Origin of the sequence: Variovorax sp. YR750, assembly GCF_900109805.1 — a bacterium.
GTDB classification, from domain to species: Bacteria; Pseudomonadota; Gammaproteobacteria; order Burkholderiales; family Burkholderiaceae_C; genus Variovorax; species Variovorax gossypii.
Map to the genome: position 1 here is coordinate 131,316 of NZ_FOBJ01000013.1, position 19,412 is coordinate 150,727.

The window sequence follows — 19,412 nt, forward strand, 5'->3', positions numbered from 1 at the left end:
GGGTTTTCTCCTGATTGAAATGAAGGATGAAGAGGGGTGAAGGCGAGGTCACGCAGCCTTCGCGCGCGTGACGAGGAAGTCGACGATGTGGTTGCGCAGCGCGTAGTAGCCGTCGAGGTGGTGCAGCGACGCGCGCGTGCGCTCGCGCGGCAGCGGGTTGACCACCGTCTCTACGATGTTCCCCGCGCGCCAGCCACCCTGCGGCAGGTCGGCGCCGTTGCTCATCAGCAGGATGCGGTCGGCCAGCAGGATGGCCTCGTCCACGTCGTGCGTGATCATGAAGACGGTCTGCTGCGTCTGCCGCACGATGGCCATCAGCTCGTCCTGGATGGTGCCGCGCGTGAGCGCGTCGAGCGCCCCGAAGGGCTCGTCGAGCAGCAGCATCTTGGGGCTGATGGCGAAGGCGCGCGCAATGCCCACGCGCTGCTTCATGCCGCCCGAGAGCTGCGAGGGCTTCTTGTCGATGGCTGCCTGCAAGCCGACCATGGCGACGAAGCGCTCCACCTGTGCATCGACCTGCGCGGCCGACCACTGCGGCCAGCGCGAGACCACGGCGAAGGCGATGTTCCTTCGCACGGTGAGCCACGGCATGAGCGCGTGGCTCTGGAACACCACGCCGCGCTCCAGGCTGGGGCCCGCCACCTCACGCCCGTCCATGAAGACGTGGCCCGCGCTGGCCTGGTCGAGACCCGCCAGCACGTTGAGGATGGTGGTCTTGCCGCAGCCCGAGTGGCCGATGATGCAGACGAACTCGCCGCGATCGAGCGTGAACGACACGTCGGCAAACACGGGCCGCGCGGGCACGAAGGCCTTGACCAGCCCCTCGACGCGCAGGAAGCCGCGGGCGCCCGGCGCCTCCACGGCGGCGGAAACGACAGGCTGGGTCATGGCTTCACCTCGGGCCGGAAGACCGGCGCGCTCACTCCACATAGGTCACCTTTCGCTGCAGTCCCGCGAAGGCCTGGTCGAGCAGCATGCCCACGACGCCGATCAGCAGGATCGCGAAGATCACGTTGGTGAGCGACAGGTTGTTCCACTCGTTCCACACGAAGTAGCCGATGCCCGTGCCGCCCACCAGCATCTCGGCCGCCACGATGACCAGCCACGCGATGCTCATGCTGATGCGCATGCCGGTGAGGATGGTGGGCGCCGCCGCCGGCAGGATGACGCGGAACGCGCGGCGCAGCGGCTTCACCTCGAGCGTGCTGGCCACGTTGAGCCACTCGCGCTTGACCGAGGCCACGCCGAAGGCGGTGTTCAGCAGCATCGGCCACACCGAGCAGATGAAGATCACGAAGATGCCGCTGACCGACGAGTCCTTGATGGTGTAGAGCGCCAGCGGCATCCACGCCAGCGGAGAGATCGGCTTGAGCACCTGGATGAAAGGATCAAAGGCCTTGTGCAGCAGCGGCGACATGCCGATGACGAAGCCCAGCGGCACCGCCACCGCGCACGCCAGCGCGAAGCCCAGGCCCACGCGCGCCAGCGAATATGCCAGCTGGATGGCGATGCCCTTGTCGTTGGGCCCGTTGTCGTAGAACGGATTCGACAGGTGCTTCCACGCGGTGGCGGCCATCTCGGCGGGCGTGGGAAAGCCGGAACTCTTCACCTGGCCCTGCGTCGGGTCCTTGCCGAGCATCTTCTGGTATTCGATCTGCTCCGCGGTCATGCCTGCCGCGGCGGAAGCGCCGCCGGCCGGCGCGGTCGCGATCTGCCACACGCCCACCAGCAGCAGGAACATCAGCAGCGACACCAGCGCCGCCTTGAACGAAAGAGCCTTCTTCGGCATGGCTCAGGCCATCTTCGCGATGGCGAAGCTCTTGACGTAGTCGTCGGGCTTCGCGGGGTCGAACACCTTGCCCATGATGGTGAACTTGGGGTACGCGCCATCGGGCACGGCCTGGCCCAGGTCCTTCATGCGCTTCTTGGCATCGGTGAGCAGGAAGACCTTCTCGGCGATCTGCCTGTAGTTGATGTCGCCTTTCACGTAGCCCCAGCGCTTCATCTGCGTGAGCATCCATACGGCCATCGACTGCCACGGAATCGGGTCGAAGTCGGCGCGGTCGGGCACAGTGCGGATGTTGCCCAGCCCGTCGGCGAACTTGCCGGTGAGCACCTGCGTGAGCACGGTCTCGGGCTGGTTCAGGTACTGCGCGGGCGCGATCACCTTGGCGATGAGCTCGCGGTTCTTGGGCTCGCGCGCCATGGCCGAGGCGGTGAGCACCGAGCGCACGAGCGCGGCGAAGGTGTTGGGGTTCTTCTCGATGAACTCGGTCGAAGTGCCGAAGGCGCAGCACGGATGGCCGTTCCACAGCTCCCGGGTGAGCAGGTGGATGAAGCCGATCTCCTCGAACACGGCGCGCTGGTTGAACGGATCGGGGCCGAGGTAGCCGTCGATGTTGCCGGCGCGCAGGTTGGCCACCATCTCCGGCGGCGGCACCACGCGGATCTGGATGTCTGTGTCGGGGTTCAGGCCCGCTTCCGCCACGTAGTAGCGCAGCAGGAAGTTGTGCATGCTGTATTCGAAGGGCACGGCGAACTTCAGGCCCTTCCAGGTCTTGGGGTCGCGCCTGTCCTTGTGCTTGTTGGCCAGCGTGATGGCCTGCCCGTTGGTGTTCTGGATGGTCGCGACGTTCATGGGCACCGCGTTGGAACCCGCGCCCATCGAGATGGCCAGCGGCATCGGCGACAGGAAGTGCGTGGCGTCGTACTCCTTGTTGAGCATCTTGTCGCGGATGAGCGCCCAGCCCGCCGTCTTCACCACCTCCACGTCGAGGCCCTGCTTCTGATAGAAGCCCAGCGGGTGCGCCATGATGAGCGGCGTGGCGCAGGTGATGGGAATGAAGCCGATCTTCAGCTTCGTCTTCTCCAGCGGTGCCTTCTCCTGCGCCATGGCCTGCAGCGCACCGAGCGGAAACACCGAGGCGATGGCTGCGCGCGCGGTATTGGCACCCACAGCTCGCAGGAAGCCGCGCCGCACGCTGTCGACGGGGAACAGCGCCTTCATGAGACTGGCTTCGAGCTTGTCTTCGGGCAACACGCCGGCGCCGTGCACGCGCCCACAGGCGCAGCGCATGTTCAATGGCCGGTCGGCATCGTAGGGATCGCAGGCGGTCGGTTCGTGCGGGCTGGACATGGTGTGCACCTCGTTGGAAAGATGCAGCCGCCGTTGCAAGCGCCGGGCCGGAAAGGCTCTGCAGGAGCCCTTGCGGAGCTTGCGGCTTCAGATCGTGCCGCCGATGTCGAGGCCTTGTAGGGCTGGCACTACAAGCTGGTGCACGCCAGCGGTGTCTTCGGCCTTTTTCAGCCGTTCGCGCCCTGCTTGCCGTGGCGTTCGGCATACAGGGCCAGCTCCACGTCGTTCTTGGTGCCGGTCTTCTCGAGGATGCGCGCGCGGTATGTGCTGACGGTATTGGGCGCCAGGCCCAGCTGCGCACCGATTTCGCTCACGCTGTGCCCCGCGCTGAGCAGCCGGTACACCTGATGCTCGCGATGCGAGAGCATCTCGGCGCCCTGCCCGGCGCCCCGGCCCACGGCGGTGGCCAGCGCCTCGGCCGTGGCCGCCGACACGTAGAGCCCGCCGGCCGCGACTTTGCGCACCGCGCCGACCATGTCGTCGGCATCGGCGCTCTTGTTGAGATAGCCCGAGGCGCCCAGCTTGATGCAGCGCACCGCGTACTGCTTCTCCGGATAAGTGCTGAGCATCAGCACCGGGAGCGTGGGCCACTGCTTGCGCAGCGCCTGCAGCACGTCGAGGCCGTCGCGGCCGGGCAAGGCTATGTCGAGCAGCACCACGTCGAGGCCCTCGGGGCCGCCCAGCGCCTGCACGGCCTCCAGCACCTCGGGGCCGGTCTGCGCCTCGGCGCGCACGGCCATCGCGGGCAGGCCGTTGGAGAGGTCGCCCAGCATCTGCTTCAGGCCCTCGCGCACGATGCGGTGGTCGTCGCCGATGAGTACGCGGATGTCGCTCATCTCAGGCCTCCGCATGCATCCGCGGCAAGCGGCAAGTGCAGGCGGAAGGTGCTCCCCTCGCCCACGCGGCTCTCGATGTCGATGCGCCCGCCGAAGTGCCGCGCTCGTTCGCGCATGCCGAGCACGCCGTAGGAGGTGGCGGCCTCGAAGGCCTGCGCCGGCGCACCGACACCGTCGTCCCGCACGCTGATGCTCAGCCGCCCCTGCTCGGCACCGATGCGGATGCCGAGGCGGCTCGCCTTCGCATGGCGCCCGACATTGCTCAGCATCTCCTGGAAGATTCGGAACACCGCGATGGCCGCGGGCTCCGGCAGTTCCACGCCGGGCGGCACGTCGAAGCGCCAGTCCAGTTCCAGCTCGGCCGCCTGCACGAACTCGTGTGCCTGCCATTCGAGTGCGGCCCACAGGCCCTGGTGGTCGAGGATGCTGGGGCGCAGGTCGGTGATGATGCGACCCACGTTGTCCACCGCGCGCTCGATGAGCTGGCTCATGTTCGTGCACTTGCAGCGCATCTGCTCGCGCATGGCCTGCGCCGCGTCGGGCGTGCGTTCCTGCTGCTCGCCCAGGCGCTTGCCGATCCAGTTGACGTCCATCTTCAGCGCCACCAGCAGGCTGCCGAGCTCGTCGTGCACTTCGCGCGCGATGCGGGTGCGCTCGTCCTCGCGCACCTTGTCGAGCCATGCGGAAAGCTCGCGCAACTGCGCCAGCGCGTCGCTGAGCTCACGAGTGCGCTCCTGCACACGCTGGCCGAGCTCGTCCTTGGCCTGCTGCAGCGCCTCGGCCTGGCGGCGACGCTCCGTGATGTCGACGAAGGTGATGACGGCGCCGCGCACCTGCGTGCCGTCCATGATGGGGTGGCTCGAATACTCGACCGCGAAGGCGCTGCCGTCGCGGCGCCAGAACACTTCGGTGTCGATGCGGCAGGGCAGCCCGCGCCGGAAGGCGTTGAAGATGGGACAGTCGGTGTCGGCGTAGTGCGAGCCGTCGGGGTGCGAATGGTGCGTGAGCTCGTGCATGTTGGAGCCGAGCACGTCGCGCACCTCATGGCCCAGCATCTGCGCGCCGGCCCGGTTGATGAACATGCAATGGCCGTCGAGGTCGATGCCGAAGATGCCCTCGCCCGTCGACTCCAGCAGCAGGCCGAGCTGGTGCTGCCAGAGCGGGTGGCTGGCGGCGGGGTTCAGTACGGGCGTCTCCATGCACCAAAAGCAAGCAACAGCCGTGCCCGGGGGCGCCCGCCCCGCCGAGGCTCAGGTGCGAGCCCAGTGGAACTTTCGGTCCGATTCCTTGATGGGCTGGTCGTTGATGCTCGCGAAGCGCCGTTGCATCAGGCCGTTCTCCGCGAACTCCCAGTTCTCGTTGCCATGGCTGCGATACCACTGGCCGGCATCGTCGTGCCATTCGTACTCGAAGCGCACCGCGATGCGGTTGTCCATGAAGGCCCAGAGCTGCTTCTTCAACCGGTAGTCGAGCTCGCGCACCCACTTGCGCGACAGGAACTCGACCACCTGCTCGCGGCCGTTGACGAACTCGGCGCGATTGCGCCATTCGGTGTCGGGCGTGTAGGCCAGGCTCACGCGCACGGGGTCGCGCGAGTTCCAGGCGTCTTCGGCGGCCTGGACTTTCTTGGTGGCGGATTCAAGGGTGAAGGGCGGCAGCGGCGGGCGTGATTCCATGGCGGTTCTTTCGATTGATGTTGAAGGGGAATGCGCCGCAATGTGCCACATGTAGACAGACCTGTCTACATGCCTACAATCGCGCCATGGACATCTCCTCCATCTCCGAACTGCCTGCGCGCGAACGCATCCTCCGCACCGCGCACGACCTCTTCTACGCCGACGGCATCCGCGCGACCGGCATCGACCGCGTCATCGCAACATCGGGCGTCACCAAGGTCACCTTCTATCGGCACTTCCCGTCGAAGGACGACCTGGTGCGCGCTTTCCTCGACCACCGCCACAGCCTGTGGATGGCGTGGTTCGTCGATGCCCTGGGCCGGCTCGGCGCGCAGCAGCGCATCGGCGGCGGCCAGGCGCTCGAGGTGCTGGCCGACGCCATGGCCGAGTGGTTCGCCGACCCGGCCTTTCGCGGCTGCGCCTTCATCAACTCGGTGGTCGAGGTGGGTGGCAGCGTGGGCGGTGCGAGCGACATCTCGCGCGAACACAAGCGCGAGATGGTCGAAGTGATTGCCGGGCTGCTGCCCGAATCGATGGAGGGCTCGCGCCGCATGGCCGTTGCGCAGGCCGCCGCGCTGGGCGTCGACGGCGCCATCGTCAAGGCGCAGATGGGCGGCACCGAGCTTGCGCGCGAAGCGGTCGACGACCTGCGCCGGCTGCTTCAGGCGCTGGCGGCCACGCTGCCCGACATCACTTCACGACCATCAGCGTGAACGGCCACACATAGGCCTGCAGCGTCACGTACAGGCCCACGAGGCAGGCCAGCGCGATGGAGTGGAAGAACACGTAGCGCAGGATCTCGCCCTCGTGGTTGAACCAGCGCGTGGCGGTGGAGGCGACCACGATCGACTGCGCGTCGATCATCTTGCCCATCACGCCGCCCGAGCTGTTGGCCGCGCCCATCAGGTTCGGGCTCAGGCCGAGCTGGTCGGCCGCCACTTTCTGCATGCCGCCGAAGAGCACGTTCGATGCCGTGTCTGAGCCGGTGAGCGCCACGCCCAGCCAGCCCATCAGCGTGCCGAAGAAGGGATAGAGCACGCCGGTGTTGGCGAAGGCCAGGCCCAGCGTGGTGTCCAGCCCCGAATAGCGCGTGAGCGTGCCCAGCGCGAGCATCAGCACGATGGTGAGCAGCGAGAACTTCACCAGCCACAGCGTGCGGCCGTAGGCGGCCACGAGCTGGATCGGGTTGTACTTCATCACCAGCCCGCCCACGATGGCCGACGCCAGGATGCCCGTGCCCGTGGCGGAGAGCAGCAGCAGCTGGTAGACCGCGCCCTCCTTCGTGGGCTTGGGCACCACGGGCGCCACCTTCTCGACCATGTTGTGCAGCCCGTCGATGGGGAAGCTCGGCGCGAAGATGCCGTTGAGCCAGGTCTTCACCGCGGGCAGGCCCCAGATGAACACGAACACGGTGAGGATGAGCCACGGGGTCCATGCGCGGATCACGGCGGCGGTCGAGTGCTTCGTGGGCGCGACGGCCGCCGCGGCTTCTCCGCCGTCGGCCTCGTGCCCCTTGAGCGACACCGATGTCCAGACCTTCTTCGGCTTCCACACGCGCAGGAACGCGATCAGGCACGCCATCGACACGATGGCCGCGATGATGTCCACCAGCTCGGGGCCGATGTAGTTCGACACCAGGAACTGCGGAATGGCGAAGGACACGCCCGTCACCAGGATGGCCGGCCACACCTCCATCATTCCCTTGCGCCCCGCGAAGGCCCAGATGAGCCAGAACGGCACCAGCAGAGAGAAGAACGGCAGCTGCCGCCCGATCATCGCGGTGACCGCCATCAGGTCGTAGCCGTGCACCTTGGCCAGCGTGATGACCGGCGTGCCCAGCGCGCCGAAGGCCACCGGCGCGGTGTTGGCGATGAGCGAAAGCCCCGAGGCCGCGAGCGGCGAGAAGCCCAGCCCGATGAGGATGGCCGCCGTAACGGCCACCGGCGTGCCGAAGCCCGCCGCGCCCTCGAAGAAGGCGCCGAAGGCGAACGCGATGAGCAGCAGCTGCAGGCGCCTGTCTTCCGTGATGCCGGCGATGGAGTCCTGCAGTATCTGGAAGCTGCCGTTCTGCTGCGTGAGCTGCTGCAGGAAGATGATGTTCAGCACGATCCAGCCGATGGGCAGCAGGCCGGTGATGCCGCCCAGGAAGGCCGCCTTGCCCGCCATGTCGGCCGGCATGCCGAACGCGAACACCGCGATGACCACCGCGCTCAGCAGGCCCAGCCCCGCCGCGTAGTGCGCCTTGACGTGCAGCAGCCCCAGACACACCAGCATCACCACCACCGGTATCGCGGCCAGCGCCGTCGATACGATCATGTTGCCGAACGGGTTGTAAACCTGTTGCCAGACCATGCGCTTGCTCCTCTTTGTTGGAATCTTTTTGAGTCGGCAGCAAGAGGCGGAAAGGTTCCGCCGCGAGCGACCGAAAGCGTTCGCTACCATCCTACCCCGCTACCTCCCCCGACAAAAGATGGTTTCTCCGCGTCTCCCCTCGACACAGGGCCTGCAGGCCTTCGAGGCCGTCGCGCGGCTGCGCAGCGTGAACCTCGCCGCCGAAGAGCTCAGCGTGACGCCCAGCGCGGTGAGCCACCGCATCCGCCAGCTCGAGCTGCTGCTGGGGCTCAAGTTCTTCGTGGGCAGCGACTTCAGCCTCAGCGCCGACGGCATGGCCTACCTGGCGCGCGTGCGCGAGGCCATCGCTGCGCTGCAGCAGGTGCCGGGCCGCGAGCCCGAATCGCAGCTGCGGCGGCTGCGCGTGGCCGTCACGCCTACCTTCTCGCGGCAGATGCTGCTGCCGAGGCTGGCCCGCTTTCGCGACGCATACCCGAACATCGAGCTGGTGCTGCAGGTGACCACGCCGATGCGCAACACCACGGTGGAAGAAACCGACCTCGAACTGCGCTTCGGCACCGGCCCCTTCCACGACCGCGAGTTCTTCCAGCTGCTGGCCGACGAGGTCTCGCCGGTGTGCAGCCCCGCCTACCTCGAGCGCCACGGCCCCTTCGACGGCTTCGCCACCGACGCCGAGGTGTCGCGCGCGCAGCTGCTGCGCACGCCGCTGGAGTCGTGGCGCACCTGGTTCAAGGCCTGCGGCGTGGGCCTGCCCGAGCCGGCCACGGGGCATCAGTTCAACGACCTCGGGCTGGCGCTCGACGCCGCGGCCGAGGACTTCGGCGTGGTGCTGATGCACCTGCGCCTGGGCAGCGCCTGGCTGGACAACGGGCGGCTGGTGCGGCTGTCGGCCCGCAGCGTGCCCTCGCCCAACGCCTATTTCCTGTGCTGGCGGCCCGGCACCATGGAGCGCTGGGAATGCGCGACCTTCGCCGAGTGGCTGCGCGACACGCTGCGGGACTGAAGCCCGACGCCCGGTGCCTGACGCTTGAAAAGGCCCATCTGAATTCTTTTCAATCGCGGGCCCGTCATTTTTCAGATGGCGCGCCGCGGCGCCTGCAGATAATGGCCGGTTAGCTTCCGCCGATCCACAAGAACCTGCCAGGAGACAGCCCGTGTCCGACCTTTCCAAGATCACCAACATCGAAGACCTGCGGGTGATCGCCAAGCGGCGCGTGCCGAAGATGTTCTACGACTACGCCGACTCCGGCGCGTGGACCGAGGGCACCTACCGCGCCAACGAGAGCGACTTCCAGAAGATCAAGCTGCGCCAGCGCGTGGCCGTGAACATGGAAGGCCGATCGCTGCGCACCACCATGGTCGGCCAGGAAACCGCGATGCCCGTGGCCATCGCGCCCACCGGACTCACCGGCATGCAGCACGCCGACGGCGAGATCCTCGGCGCGCGCGCGGCCAAGGCCTTCGGCATTCCGTTCACGCTGTCGACCATGAGCATCTGCTCGCTGGAAGACATCGCCGAGAACACCGACCGCCATCCGTTCTGGTTCCAGCTCTACGTGATGAAGGACCGCGACTTCATCGAGCGCCTGATCGAGCGCGCCAAGGCCGCCAACGTGACCGCGCTGCAGCTCACGCTGGACCTGCAGATCCTCGGCCAGCGCCACAAGGACATCAAGAACGGCCTGACGGCGCCGCCCAAGCCCACGCTGAAGAACCTCATCAACCTCGCCACCAAGCCGCGCTGGTGCATGGGCATGCTGGGCACGAAGCGCCGCACCTTCGGCAACATCGCGGGCCACGCCAAGGGCGTGAAAGACCTGTCGTCGCTGTCGTCGTGGACCTCCGAGCAGTTCGACCCCGCCCTGAGCTGGGCCGACGTGGAATGGATCAAGAAGCTCTGGGGTGGCAAGCTCATCCTCAAGGGCGTGATGGACGTGGAAGATGCGCGCCTCGCGGCTTCGAGCGGCGCCGACGCGCTCATCGTGTCGAACCACGGCGGCCGCCAGCTCGACGGCGCGCCTTCGTCCATCGCGGCACTGCCGGCCATCGTCGACGCAGTGGGCAACGAGATCGAGGTGTGGATGGACGGCGGCATCCGCAGCGGACAGGACGTGCTCAAGGCACGCGCGCTGGGCGCCCGCGGCACGCTCATCGGCCGCAGCTTCCTCTACGGCCTGGGCGCCTTCGGGCAGGAGGGCGTGACGCGCGCGCTGCAGATCATCCAGAAGGAACTCGACATCACGATGGCCTTCTGCGGCCGCACGCGCATCGACGACGTCGATTCGAGCATCCTGCTGCCCGGTACTTTCTGATCGTGCCCGAGCGCCCCCGGAAGGCCATTCCGGGGGTAGGCCGATGCGGCATCGGCCGACACGCCACAGCCTCTTGGCGGCGCAGAATGTTTTGGAAACAACAACATTGCCCGCGCGGCACAAGAAGGCACCATGAGCGCAGTCACGCCTACCTCGGGAGGCCCAGCAGCGGCCTCTACCTCATCACCCCCGCACTACACAGCCGAAGAAAAGCGCCACCGCGTCTTCGCCATCATGGCGGCCTCTTCGGGAAACCTGGTCGAGTGGTTCGACTTCTACGTGTATGCCTTCTCGGCGCTGTACTTCGCGCCGGCCTTCTTCCCCAAGTCCGACCCCACCGCGCAGCTGCTGAACACCGCGGGCGTGTTCGCGGCAGGCTTCCTCATGCGGCCGATCGGCGGCTGGCTCTTCGGCCGGCTGGCCGACCGGCTCGGGCGCAAGACCTCGATGCTGATCTCGGTGACGATGATGTGCGGCGGCTCGCTGGTCATCGCCTGCCTGCCGACCTACGCGCAGATCGGCGCATGGGCGCCCTTCCTGCTGCTGGTCTGCCGGCTGTTCCAGGGGCTCTCGGTGGGCGGCGAATACGGCACCACGGCCACCTACATGAGCGAGGTGGCGCTGCGCGGCCAGCGCGGCTTCTTCTCGTCGTTCCAGTACGTCACGCTGATCGGCGGCCAGCTGCTCGCCGTGCTCGTCATCGTGGTGCTCGAACAGCTGCTGGACGAGGCCGAGCTCAAGTCGTGGGGCTGGCGCATTCCCTTCGTGATCGGTGCCATCGCGGCGGTGGTCGCGCTGCTGCTGCGCCGCACGCTGCACGAGACGCAGACCGACGAGGCGAAGAAGAACAAGGAAGCCGGCAGCATCGCCGGCCTCTTCAGGCACCACACGCCGGCCTTCCTCACGGTGCTGGGCTACACGGCCGGCGGCTCGCTGATCTTCTACACATTCACCACCTACATGCAGAAGTACCTGGTGAACACGGTGCACCTGCCGATCAAGACGGCGAGCTACGTGATGACGGGGGCGCTGTTCGTCTACATGTGCATGCAGCCGGTTTTCGGTGCTCTGTCGGACCGCATCGGGCGGCGCAACAACATGCTGCTGTTCGGCGGGCTCGGCGCGCTGACGACGGTGCCCGTCCTCACGGCCCTGCAGCACACGACGAGCCCCGTGCTGGCCTTCGTGCTCATCATCGCGGCGCTGGCCGTGGTGAGCTTCTACACCTCGATCAGCGGCATCGTGAAGGCGGAGATGTTCCCGCCCGAAGTGCGTGCGCTCGGCGTGGGCCTGGCCTATGCGGTGGCGAACGCGATCTTCGGCGGCTCGGCGGAATACGTGGCGCTGGGACTCAAGTCACTGGGACATGAGTCGGCCTTCTTCTGGTATGTGAGCGCGATGATGGTCGTCGCCTTCCTGGTGAGCCTGCGGCTGCCGAGGCAGGCGAGCTACCTGCATCACGACCACTGACCCGGAAGAGGAAGGAACGACCGAGCGAAGGATGGCTACTCGGCCCCCAGCCGCTCGGCCACCTGCTGCTTGCCCAGCCCGCGCACGGCAGCGAGGCTTTCGAGCTGCGCAGCCCTGGGGCGTGCCTTGCCCTGTTCCCAGTGATAGATCGTCTGGCCCGATACGCCCACCAGCTTTCCGTAGGAAGCGGCGGAAATACCCAGCTTCTCGCGATGGGCAGCCAACCGGCCCGCGCTGAAACGGCGCTTGGGGCTGTCGTCTCCGTCCTCTTCCGACGCGCTCGCGCGCGAACTGCGGGCCGTGCCCTTGGCAACGTTGCGCAGCTCCTTCTCCAGCGAACTCACCTGGCGGCGCAGCGCCGCGATGGCTGCGCGATGGTGAACGGATGCCTTCTTGAGGGTTTCCATTTCCGCGCGCACTTCCTTGCGGGCTACGCGCGAAATCTCGGATTTAAGAATGGATGCAATATTTGGCATCCCGGCATTTTGCCCAGCAAATGTAAATACAAGGCAAGAATCTCAAATTTGGATCAAAGATGAATCTTTTGATTACAACTGGAAGATCCGCGTCATTTCGACCCACTTTTCCCCTTCGGGCGTCCATGGCGTGGGCGCCTGGAATTTCCACATCAGCTCTTCCCATTGCCTGATCTTCGGATCGTTGCGCGTGGCAAGGGCCATCGCACCGGCGTCGTAGCGCGCATCGTCCGTTTCCATCAGCATCACCATCCGCGTACCGAGGCGATGGATTTCCATGCCGGTCACGCCGTGCGCCTTCAGATGCGCGCGCACATCGGGCCAGATATCGCGGTGATAAGCCTCGTATTCGGCGATGAGGGCCGGGTCGTCCTTCAAATCCAGAGCCAGGAAATGGCGCATGGGCAATTCCGATCGGAAAGTGGAAAGGATCAGGTCAGCGCCCGGTCGAGATGCGTATAGCCGCCGTCGACGAACACCCATTGCCCGGTCGTGTGCGAGGCGCGCTCCGACAGGAGGAACACGACGCTGTCGGCGATCTCCTCGGGCGTCGTCATGCGGCGCCCGAGCGGGATCTTGTCGGTGATGTCGGCCAGCTTGCGGTCGGGCTCGTCGAATGCGGAAATCCAGCGCTGGTAGAGCGGCGTCATCACTTCGGCCGGGATCACCGCGTTCACGCGAACGCCATCTTCCAGCAGCGAAGCGGCCCACTCGCGCGTGAGCGACAACTGCGCGCCCTTGGCCGCCGTGTAGCCGCTGGTGTTGCCCTGCCCCGTTACCGCCGTCTTCGACGAGATGTTCACGATGGCGCCGCGGCTCGCCTTCAGGTGCGGCAGGCAGTGATGTGCCATCACGTAGCAGTGGATCAGGTTGCGTTCGAGCGAGGAGACGAAGGCATCGCGCCCCGCCTCCAGCCCCACGCTGTCGTTCACGCCCGCGTTGTTGACCAGTCCGTCGATGCGCCCGAACTCGGCGACTGTGTCGGCGATGGCCTTGACGCAGGCGGCCTCCTCCATCAGCTCGAGCTGGAAGAAGCGCGTGCGCGGCTGCAGCGTGCGCAGCGCTTCCTCGAAAGGCGCATCGAGCGGGTTCTTGCCGAAGATCACCGGCACCGCGCCTTCTTGCGCCAGCGCCATCGAGATGGCCGCGCCGATGCCGCTGCCGCCTCCGGTGACGATCACCACCTTGTCTTTCAGATGCAGGTCCATGGTGTGCGATGCCTTTCCTTGTCCACTTATCCGCGAAAGCGGTACTGCTCCAGCGACTGCGGCTTCATCGTGATCGAGAAGCCCGGCCCCTTCGGCGGCATGTAGGCCGCGTTGCGAATCTCGCAGGGTTCGACGAAGTGTTCGTGCAGGTGGTCGACATATTCGGCCACGCGGCCCTCGCGCGTGCCCGAGATGCAAAGGTAGTCGATCATCGACAGGTGCTGCACGTACTCGCACAGCCCCACGCCGCCCGCATGAGGGCACACGGGCAGCCTGTACTTCGCGGCCATCAGCATCACCGCCAGGATCTCGTTCACGCCGCCGAGCCGGCAGGCGTCGATCTGCACCACGTCGATGCCGCCGCGCATGATGAACTGCTTGAACATGATGCGGTTCTGGCACATCTCGCCGGTAGCCACCTTCACCGGCGCGACGCCCTCGCGGATCTTGCGGTGGCCCTCCACGTCGTCCGGGCTGGTGGGCTCCTCGATGAACCACGGCCTGGCAAAGGCAAGCTGCCGTGCCCAGTCGATGGCCTGCCCCACCTCCCACACCTGGTTGGCGTCGATCATCAGGTGCCGGTCGGGCCCGAGCACCTCGCGCGCCACGGTCAGGCGGCGGATGTCGTCCTGCAGGTCGCGTCCCACCTTGAGCTTGATGTGGCTGAAGCCCGCGTCGATCGCCTCCTGCGCGAGGCGCCGCAGCTTGTCGTCGGAGTAGCCGAGCCAGCCGGCCGAGGTGGTGTAGCAGGGGTAGCCTTCGGCCTTCAGCGTGGCGATGCGCTCTTCCTTGCCGCGCGATGCTTCGCGCAGCAGAGCCAGCGCCTCGTCGGGCGCGACGCAGTCGGTGATGTAGCGAAAGTCGATGCAGCGCACCAGCTCCTCGGGCGTCATGTCGGCCACGAGCTGCCACACGGGCTTGCCTTCGGACTTGGCCCACAGGTCCCACATCGCGTTGACCACCGCGCCCGTCGCGAGATGGATCGCCCCCTTGTCGGGGCCGATCCAGCGCAGCTGGCTGTCGGAAGTCACGTGCCGCCAGAAGCGCCCCATGTCCTCGGCCACCCATGCCAGGTCGAGCCCCACGACCAGGTGCCGCATCGCCTCGATGGCCGCGCAGCAGATCTCGTTGCCGCGGCCGATGGTGAACGTGAGGCCGTGGCCTTCCAGCCCCGGCCGGTCGGTCTCGAGAACGACGTACGCCGCCGAGTAGTCCGGATCGGGGTTCATCGCATCGGAGCCGTCCAGATGCTGCGAGGTGGGAAAGCGCACGTCGAGCACGCGCATGGAGCGGACGATGGTCATGGGGTCTTCCTTCGTTCGCCTGCGGATCAGTCGTACAGCACAGCCGCGATCTTGGGATCGGCGATGTTGGTCTTGTCGTACCAGAAGAAGCCGGTGTCGACGATCTTCGGCAGCTTCTCGCCCTTGACGGCCTTCACCGCCATCTCGACGGTCTTGTAGCCCATGCCCACCGGGTTCTGCGTGATGGCGCCGGCCATGCTGCCGTCCATGATCGCGTTCTTCTGCTGCTTGCCCGAGTCGTAGCCGATGATCACGACCTTGCCGGTGCGCTTCATCTCCTTCACGCCGTTGACCACGCCGATGGCCGAACCCTCGTTGGCGCCGAAGATGCCCTTCAGATTGGGCGATGCCTGCAGTATCGACTTGGTGATCTCGGTCGACTTCAGCTGGTCGCCGCCGCCGTACTGCACGCTCACGATCTTGATGTTCGGGTAGGCCGACTTCATGCGGTTGACGAAGCCATCGCGCCGGTCGACGCCGGTGCGGCTGGTCTGGTCGTGCACCACCAGCGCGACCTCGCCGCTCTTGCCGATGAGCTCGGCCATCTTGTCGGCGGCCAGCGCGGCTGCGGCCTTGTTGTCGGTGGTGGTCGTGGTCACCGGAATGTCGCTGTCCACGCCCGAGTCGAAGGCCACCACGGGAATCTTCGCGGCCTGCGCCTTCTTCAGCAGCGGAATCGCGGCCTGACTGTCGAGCGCCGCGAAGCCGATGGCCTGCGGCTTCTTGGCGAGGGCGGCCGAGAGCATGTCGATCTGCTTGTCGACCATGGCCTCGGTCTCGGGGCCCTCGAAGCTCACCTTCACCTTCAGGTCCTTGCCGGCCTGCTCGGCGCCCGACTTCACGGCCTGCCAGAACTGGTGCTGGAAGCCCTTGGACACGAGCGGGATGTAGATCTCCTGCGCCTGCTGCGCCTGCGCGAGGCCCGACAGACTGACGAGGGCCGCGCCCAGCGTGCACGCGACGACTGCTCTTCTCTGGATCATGCGAAGTCTCCTGTGGTTGTATGGAACGGATCGGGAACGCGGGGAGTTCAGTGCGTCTTGCTGCCGCTGCGGCGGCGCAGGATGTCGGCGTACACGGCCAGGATGATGATCACGCCCGTGACCACCGTCTGCCATTCCTGCGCGACCGAGAGAATGCGCAGGCCGTTGGTGAGCACGCTCATGATGAAGGCGCCGATGATGGTGCCCACGATGGTGCCGGTGCCGCCGCTGAGCGATGTGCCGCCGATGACCACCGCCGCGATGGCGTCGAGCTCGTAGCCCTGCCCCAGCGCGGGCTGCGCCGAGTTCAGGCGCGAGGCGATCAGCAGCCCCGCGATGCCGCAGATGCCGCCGCTCACCGTGTAGACCACGATCTTCCAGAAGTCTGTGTTCACGCCCGACAGGCGTACCGCCTCCTCGTTGCTGCCGAGCGCGAAGGTGTAGCGCCCGAGGATGGTCCGGTTGAGCACGATGCTCGCGGCCACCGCCACCAGGAACAGGATCAGCACCGCGTTGGGAATGGGCAGCGAGGGCACGATGTCGCCGATCAGCGAATCCTGCGAGATGGCGGTGAAGCCCGGCGTGTCGTTGAAGTAGATCGGCTTGGTGCCCGAGATCACCAGCGACAGCCCCTTGAGCAGCATCATCATGCCCAGCGTCGCGATGAAGGGCGGGATCTTGAGCTTGGCGATCAGCACGCCCGAGACAAAGCCGCTGAACGCCCCGAAGAAGATCGCCGCGCAGATGCCCAGCCACAGCGGCATGCCCATGTAGGTGAGCACCACGCCGGTCATGACGGCGCAGAAAGTCATCAGCGTGCCCACTGACAGGTCGATGCCCGAGGTGATGATGACGAAGGTACAGGCGATGGCGAGCACGCCGTTCACCGCCGTCGACTGCAGGATGCCCACGAGGTTGTCGGCCTGCAGGAACTGCGGCGACGCGAAGCTGAAGAACACCATCAGCGCGACGAGGCTGGCGAAGGCCAGCAGCTTCTGCCGCGTGGCGGGGCGGAAGAGCCTGTCCTTCAGCGTCTTCGGCGAGAAGCCCTGTGCGGAGGCGGTGGTCACGGTCGGGGTCGTCAAGGGGAGTCTCCAGTCGTGGTCAGGGGGCGGCGGTCGCAGCTTCACGCCGGGTGGCGAGCTGCATGATCTTTTCCTGCGAGGCCTCGCGCGCCGAGAGCTCGCCAGTGATGCGGCCTTCACACATCACGAGCACGCGGTGGCTCATGCGCAACACCTCGGTCAGCTCCGAGGAAATGATGACGATGGCCTTGCCCTGCGCGGCCAGTTCGTTGAGCAGGCGGTAGATCTCGGCCTTGGCGCCCACGTCGATCCCGCGCGTGGGCTCGTCGAAGAAGAGCACGCTGCAGTCGCGCAGCAGCCATTTGGCGATGACGATCTTCTGCTGGTTGCCGCCCGACAGCAGCCGCACCTGCTGGCGCACCGAAGGCGTCTTGATGCCCAGCTGCCGCACGTAGCGCTCGCCGGCCGACTCGACGGCGGCCTGGTCGATGAAGAAGCCCGTCGACAGGAAGCGCTTCATGCTCGCGAGCGCGATATTGGTTTCCACGTCCATGCCGGTGGCCAGGCCGAAGTGCTTGCGGTCTTCCGACAGGTAGCCGATGCCGTGGGCCACCGCGTCCTCAGGGGAGCGGATCGACACCTTCTTGCCATGCACGAAGACCTCGCCCGCCTCGATGCGGTCGGCGCCGAACACGGCGCGCGCCAGCTCGGTGCGGCCCGCGCCCATCAGCCCCGCGAAGCCGAGGATCTCGCCGCGACGCAGCACGAAGCTCGCGTCGCGCACCATCGAGCCGCGGCGGATGCCCCTGGCCTCGAGCACGACCTCGTTGCCCGAGGTGTCGGGCATCTCGTGCTCGGCCTCGGCGAGCTGGCGGCCCACCATCATCGCGATGAGCGTGTCCATCGGCGTGCTCTCCATCGGCACGGTGGCGATGTACTGGCCATCGCGCATCACGGTCACGCGGTCTGCGATGCGCTTCAGCTCATCCATCTTGTGCGAGATGTAGACGATGGCCACACCGCGCGACTTCAGCCGCGCGATGATGCGGAACAGGTCGGCCACCTCCTCGTTGTTCAGCGCGGCGGTGGGCTCGTCCATGATGAGCACGCGCGAGTCGAACGAGAGCGCCTTGGCGATCTCCACCATCTGCTGCCTGGCCACCGTGAGCTCGCCCACCGGCGTGCGCGGGTCGAGCTTCAGGTTCATGCGCTCGAAGATGCGCTGCGCCTCGCTGCACATGGCTTCCTCGTCGATGAAGACGCCGAAGCGCCCGCGCGGCTCGCGGCCGATGAAGATGTTCTGCGCGGCGCTCAGGTGGTTCATCAGGTTGAGCTCCTGATGGATGATTCCGATGCCCAGCGCCTGCGCGGCGCGCGGGCTCTCGATGTCCACGGGCCGGCCGTCGAGCAGCACCTCGCCCGAGTCCTTGCGGTAGACGCCCGCCAGCACCTTCATCAGCGTGGACTTGCCCGCGCCGTTCTCGCCCATGAGCGCATGCACCTCGCCGGGCAGCAACTCGAACTGCGCCCTGTCGAGCGCGCGCACGCCGGCGAAGGCCTTGCTCAGGTCGCGGATGGCTACGACGGGTTGCGTCATGGGCTTTCCTGGTGACTTTCCTGGTGGGATGGCAGGCCGTAGAAGCGCCGGGCGGTGCCGCTCCAGACACTGGCCTGCTCCTGCGGCGAAAGGCCGCCGATGCAGCCTTCGCTCACGGCGATCCAGCCCGCGTAGTCGCCGGCCAGCGTGAGCACAGGCCAGTCGCTGCCCCACATCAGGCGCGCGGGGCCGAACACCTCGAGCAGGTGCTCCCACACGGGACGCACCGCGTGGGTGACGACATCCGCATCGCGCTGCATCGCGGACGGCGCCTCGGTCCACAGCCCCGAGAACTTGCAGCACACCTGCGGCAGTGCCGCCACGGCGGCGATGTCCTCGCGCCATCGGACAAAGTCGTCGCTGCCGTGCGCGCCCACCGGCGGCTTGGCCGCGTGGTCGATCACCACCGGCAGCTGCGGCCACTGCTTCAGGAACTGCAGCAGCGGCGAAAGATGCCTCGGCTTCACCAGCGCGTCGAAGCGCAGGCCCAGGCGCAGCATGGCGTGCAGTGCGTCGGGACGCGGGCGGCGCGCGATCCAGTCGTCGTCGGGCAGGTCCTGCAGCATCGGCCGCACGCCCTTGAACTTGCGATTGCGCGCCAGGCGCTCCAGTGAGTCAGTCGCGCCCGGCCGGCTCAGGTCGACCCAGCCGACCACGCCGCCGATCTCTTCATGGGCGTCGGCGATGTCGAGCAGGAATTCGGTCTCGGCCCCGGACTCGGCGGCCTGCACCAGCACGGTCCGGCTCACGCCGTGGGCACGCAGCAGCGGCGCCAGGTCTTCGGGCATGAAGTTGCGCAGCAGCGGCGCCAGCGCGGGCTCGTCGGCGCGCAACCACGTGTAGTCGCCGCGCGAGGGCCGCCAGAAGTGCTGATGCGAGTCGATGCGCTGGATCATTTCGGGTCGCGGGCAGCGGTGGGTACTGCCGAACACCTTGCCTCTCTAGTCCATTCGTGAACAGAGTATTTACATACGAACTTTCAGCGTCAAGCTCGCTTCATGGGTGCTTTCCCGTAAAACGAAACTTGCAAACAGCAG

Annotated in this window: 19 protein-coding genes; 4 read left to right on the top strand and 15 right to left on the bottom strand. The window is 66.8% G+C overall.

Annotated elements, in window-relative coordinates:
* Nucleotides 1-48: 48 nt before the first annotated feature.
* The 6 genes from BMY35_RS25155 to BMY35_RS25180 all read right to left on the bottom strand — a co-directional run bounded on the left by BMY35_RS25155 (nt 49) and on the right by BMY35_RS25180 (nt 5,648).
* Nucleotides 49-888, bottom strand: a complete 840-nt coding sequence (locus tag BMY35_RS25155) for an ABC transporter ATP-binding protein (RefSeq protein WP_093205241.1) — start codon at nt 886-888, stop codon at nt 49-51.
* A 31-nt stretch (nt 889-919) separates the two neighbouring features.
* Nucleotides 920-1,789 carry a nitrate ABC transporter permease gene (gene ntrB / locus BMY35_RS25160; protein WP_093205244.1) on the bottom strand — a complete coding sequence of 290 codons (870 nt, stop codon included), beginning with the start codon at nt 1,787-1,789 and terminating at the stop codon, nt 920-922.
* A gap of 3 nt (nt 1,790-1,792) precedes the next feature.
* On the bottom strand, nt 1,793-3,076 hold the full coding sequence (locus BMY35_RS25165; RefSeq protein ID WP_371287193.1) for a CmpA/NrtA family ABC transporter substrate-binding protein: 1,284 nt from the start codon (nt 3,074-3,076) through the stop codon (nt 1,793-1,795).
* 227 nt (nt 3,077-3,303) lie between these two features.
* Nucleotides 3,304-3,972 carry a response regulator transcription factor gene (locus BMY35_RS25170; RefSeq protein ID WP_093205249.1) on the bottom strand — a complete coding sequence of 223 codons (669 nt, stop codon included), beginning with the start codon at nt 3,970-3,972 and terminating at the stop codon, nt 3,304-3,306.
* On the bottom strand, nt 3,969-5,171 hold the full coding sequence (locus tag BMY35_RS25175) for a sensor histidine kinase (RefSeq protein ID WP_093205252.1): 1,203 nt from the start codon (nt 5,169-5,171) through the stop codon (nt 3,969-3,971). Before BMY35_RS25175 ends, BMY35_RS25170 begins: the two co-directional genes overlap by 4 nt.
* A gap of 51 nt (nt 5,172-5,222) precedes the next feature.
* Nucleotides 5,223-5,648 (bottom strand): nuclear transport factor 2 family protein, encoded by a 426-nt coding sequence (locus BMY35_RS25180; RefSeq protein ID WP_093205254.1) that lies wholly within the window; start codon nt 5,646-5,648, stop codon nt 5,223-5,225.
* A gap of 86 nt (nt 5,649-5,734) precedes the next feature.
* Here BMY35_RS25180 and BMY35_RS25185 point away from each other — a divergent pair, with 86 nt between their 5' ends.
* On the top strand, nt 5,735-6,361 hold the full coding sequence (locus tag BMY35_RS25185) for a TetR/AcrR family transcriptional regulator (protein ID WP_093205256.1): 627 nt from the start codon (nt 5,735-5,737) through the stop codon (nt 6,359-6,361).
* Here the strand turns inward: BMY35_RS25185 and BMY35_RS25190 are convergent.
* Nucleotides 6,339-8,000 (bottom strand): L-lactate permease, encoded by a 1,662-nt coding sequence (locus BMY35_RS25190; protein ID WP_093205258.1) that lies wholly within the window; start codon nt 7,998-8,000, stop codon nt 6,339-6,341. The genes BMY35_RS25185 and BMY35_RS25190 overlap by 23 nt on opposite strands.
* Before the next feature lie 118 nt (nt 8,001-8,118).
* Here BMY35_RS25190 and BMY35_RS25195 point away from each other — a divergent pair, with 118 nt between their 5' ends.
* From BMY35_RS25195 to BMY35_RS25205, 3 genes are all read left to right on the top strand, one after another.
* The gene (locus BMY35_RS25195; protein WP_093205261.1) at nt 8,119-9,003 is read left to right on the top strand and encodes a LysR substrate-binding domain-containing protein; all 885 of its coding nucleotides are present in this window, start codon (nt 8,119-8,121) and stop codon (nt 9,001-9,003) included.
* Between the two features lie 151 nt (nt 9,004-9,154).
* A complete protein-coding gene (locus BMY35_RS25200; protein ID WP_093205263.1) occupies nt 9,155-10,312 on the top strand; it encodes an alpha-hydroxy acid oxidase in 1,158 nt (385 codons plus the stop codon).
* A 132-nt stretch (nt 10,313-10,444) separates the two neighbouring features.
* Nucleotides 10,445-11,782 carry an MFS family transporter gene (locus tag BMY35_RS25205; RefSeq protein ID WP_093205266.1) on the top strand — a complete coding sequence of 446 codons (1,338 nt, stop codon included), beginning with the start codon at nt 10,445-10,447 and terminating at the stop codon, nt 11,780-11,782.
* Nucleotides 11,783-11,817: 35 nt separating this feature from the next.
* Here BMY35_RS25205 and BMY35_RS25210 read toward each other — a convergent pair whose 3' ends face one another.
* From BMY35_RS25210 to BMY35_RS25245, 8 genes are all read right to left on the bottom strand, one after another.
* Nucleotides 11,818-12,258, bottom strand: a complete 441-nt coding sequence (locus tag BMY35_RS25210; protein WP_093205269.1) for a helix-turn-helix domain-containing protein — start codon at nt 12,256-12,258, stop codon at nt 11,818-11,820.
* Nucleotides 12,259-12,330: 72 nt separating this feature from the next.
* Nucleotides 12,331-12,660, bottom strand: a complete 330-nt coding sequence (locus tag BMY35_RS25215; RefSeq protein ID WP_093205271.1) for an L-rhamnose mutarotase — start codon at nt 12,658-12,660, stop codon at nt 12,331-12,333.
* Nucleotides 12,661-12,689: 29 nt separating this feature from the next.
* Nucleotides 12,690-13,466, bottom strand: a complete 777-nt coding sequence (locus BMY35_RS25220; protein ID WP_093205274.1) for an SDR family oxidoreductase — start codon at nt 13,464-13,466, stop codon at nt 12,690-12,692.
* A 26-nt stretch (nt 13,467-13,492) separates the two neighbouring features.
* Nucleotides 13,493-14,770 carry an L-fuconate dehydratase gene (locus tag BMY35_RS25225; RefSeq protein WP_093205276.1) on the bottom strand — a complete coding sequence of 426 codons (1,278 nt, stop codon included), beginning with the start codon at nt 14,768-14,770 and terminating at the stop codon, nt 13,493-13,495.
* A gap of 26 nt (nt 14,771-14,796) precedes the next feature.
* Entirely contained in the window at nt 14,797-15,753 is a 957-nt protein-coding gene (locus BMY35_RS25230) for an ABC transporter substrate-binding protein (protein ID WP_093205279.1), read from the bottom strand.
* A 47-nt stretch (nt 15,754-15,800) separates the two neighbouring features.
* Nucleotides 15,801-16,838: an ABC transporter permease gene (locus BMY35_RS25235; RefSeq protein WP_093205281.1), complete on the bottom strand. Its 1,038-nt coding sequence runs from the start codon at nt 16,836-16,838 to the stop codon at nt 15,801-15,803.
* A 19-nt stretch (nt 16,839-16,857) separates the two neighbouring features.
* Nucleotides 16,858-18,375, bottom strand: coding sequence for a sugar ABC transporter ATP-binding protein (locus tag BMY35_RS25240; protein ID WP_093205284.1), 1,518 nt, complete (start codon nt 18,373-18,375; stop codon nt 16,858-16,860).
* Nucleotides 18,372-19,271 carry an amidohydrolase family protein gene (locus tag BMY35_RS25245; RefSeq protein ID WP_093205286.1) on the bottom strand — a complete coding sequence of 300 codons (900 nt, stop codon included), beginning with the start codon at nt 19,269-19,271 and terminating at the stop codon, nt 18,372-18,374. Before BMY35_RS25245 ends, BMY35_RS25240 begins: the two co-directional genes overlap by 4 nt.
* Nucleotides 19,272-19,412 lie beyond the last annotated feature (141 nt).

What these genes read in the sequence shown, in the direction of transcription:
- BMY35_RS25155 (WP_093205241.1), bottom strand. Translation starts at nt 888, where the DNA reads ATGACCCAGCCTGTCGTTTCCGCCGCCGTGGAGGCGCCGGGCGCCCGC.
- ntrB (WP_093205244.1), bottom strand. Translation starts at nt 1,789, where the DNA reads ATGCCGAAGAAGGCTCTTTCGTTCAAGGCGGCGCTGGTGTCGCTGCTG.
- BMY35_RS25165 (WP_371287193.1), bottom strand. Translation starts at nt 3,076, where the DNA reads ATGCGCTGCGCCTGTGGGCGCGTGCACGGCGCCGGCGTGTTGCCCGAA.
- BMY35_RS25170 (WP_093205249.1), bottom strand. Translation starts at nt 3,972, where the DNA reads ATGAGCGACATCCGCGTACTCATCGGCGACGACCACCGCATCGTGCGC.
- BMY35_RS25175 (WP_093205252.1), bottom strand. Translation starts at nt 5,171, where the DNA reads ATGGAGACGCCCGTACTGAACCCCGCCGCCAGCCACCCGCTCTGGCAG.
- BMY35_RS25180 (WP_093205254.1), bottom strand. Translation starts at nt 5,648, where the DNA reads ATGGAATCACGCCCGCCGCTGCCGCCCTTCACCCTTGAATCCGCCACC.
- BMY35_RS25185 (WP_093205256.1), top strand. Translation starts at nt 5,735, where the DNA reads ATGGACATCTCCTCCATCTCCGAACTGCCTGCGCGCGAACGCATCCTC.
- BMY35_RS25190 (WP_093205258.1), bottom strand. Translation starts at nt 8,000, where the DNA reads ATGGTCTGGCAACAGGTTTACAACCCGTTCGGCAACATGATCGTATCG.
- BMY35_RS25195 (WP_093205261.1), top strand. Translation starts at nt 8,119, where the DNA reads ATGGTTTCTCCGCGTCTCCCCTCGACACAGGGCCTGCAGGCCTTCGAG.
- BMY35_RS25205 (WP_093205266.1), top strand. Translation starts at nt 10,445, where the DNA reads ATGAGCGCAGTCACGCCTACCTCGGGAGGCCCAGCAGCGGCCTCTACC.
- BMY35_RS25210 (WP_093205269.1), bottom strand. Translation starts at nt 12,258, where the DNA reads ATGCCAAATATTGCATCCATTCTTAAATCCGAGATTTCGCGCGTAGCC.
- BMY35_RS25215 (WP_093205271.1), bottom strand. Translation starts at nt 12,660, where the DNA reads ATGCGCCATTTCCTGGCTCTGGATTTGAAGGACGACCCGGCCCTCATC.
- BMY35_RS25220 (WP_093205274.1), bottom strand. Translation starts at nt 13,466, where the DNA reads ATGGACCTGCATCTGAAAGACAAGGTGGTGATCGTCACCGGAGGCGGC.
- BMY35_RS25225 (WP_093205276.1), bottom strand. Translation starts at nt 14,770, where the DNA reads ATGACCATCGTCCGCTCCATGCGCGTGCTCGACGTGCGCTTTCCCACC.
- BMY35_RS25230 (WP_093205279.1), bottom strand. Translation starts at nt 15,753, where the DNA reads ATGATCCAGAGAAGAGCAGTCGTCGCGTGCACGCTGGGCGCGGCCCTC.
- BMY35_RS25240 (WP_093205284.1), bottom strand. Translation starts at nt 18,375, where the DNA reads ATGACGCAACCCGTCGTAGCCATCCGCGACCTGAGCAAGGCCTTCGCC.
- BMY35_RS25245 (WP_093205286.1), bottom strand. Translation starts at nt 19,271, where the DNA reads ATGATCCAGCGCATCGACTCGCATCAGCACTTCTGGCGGCCCTCGCGC.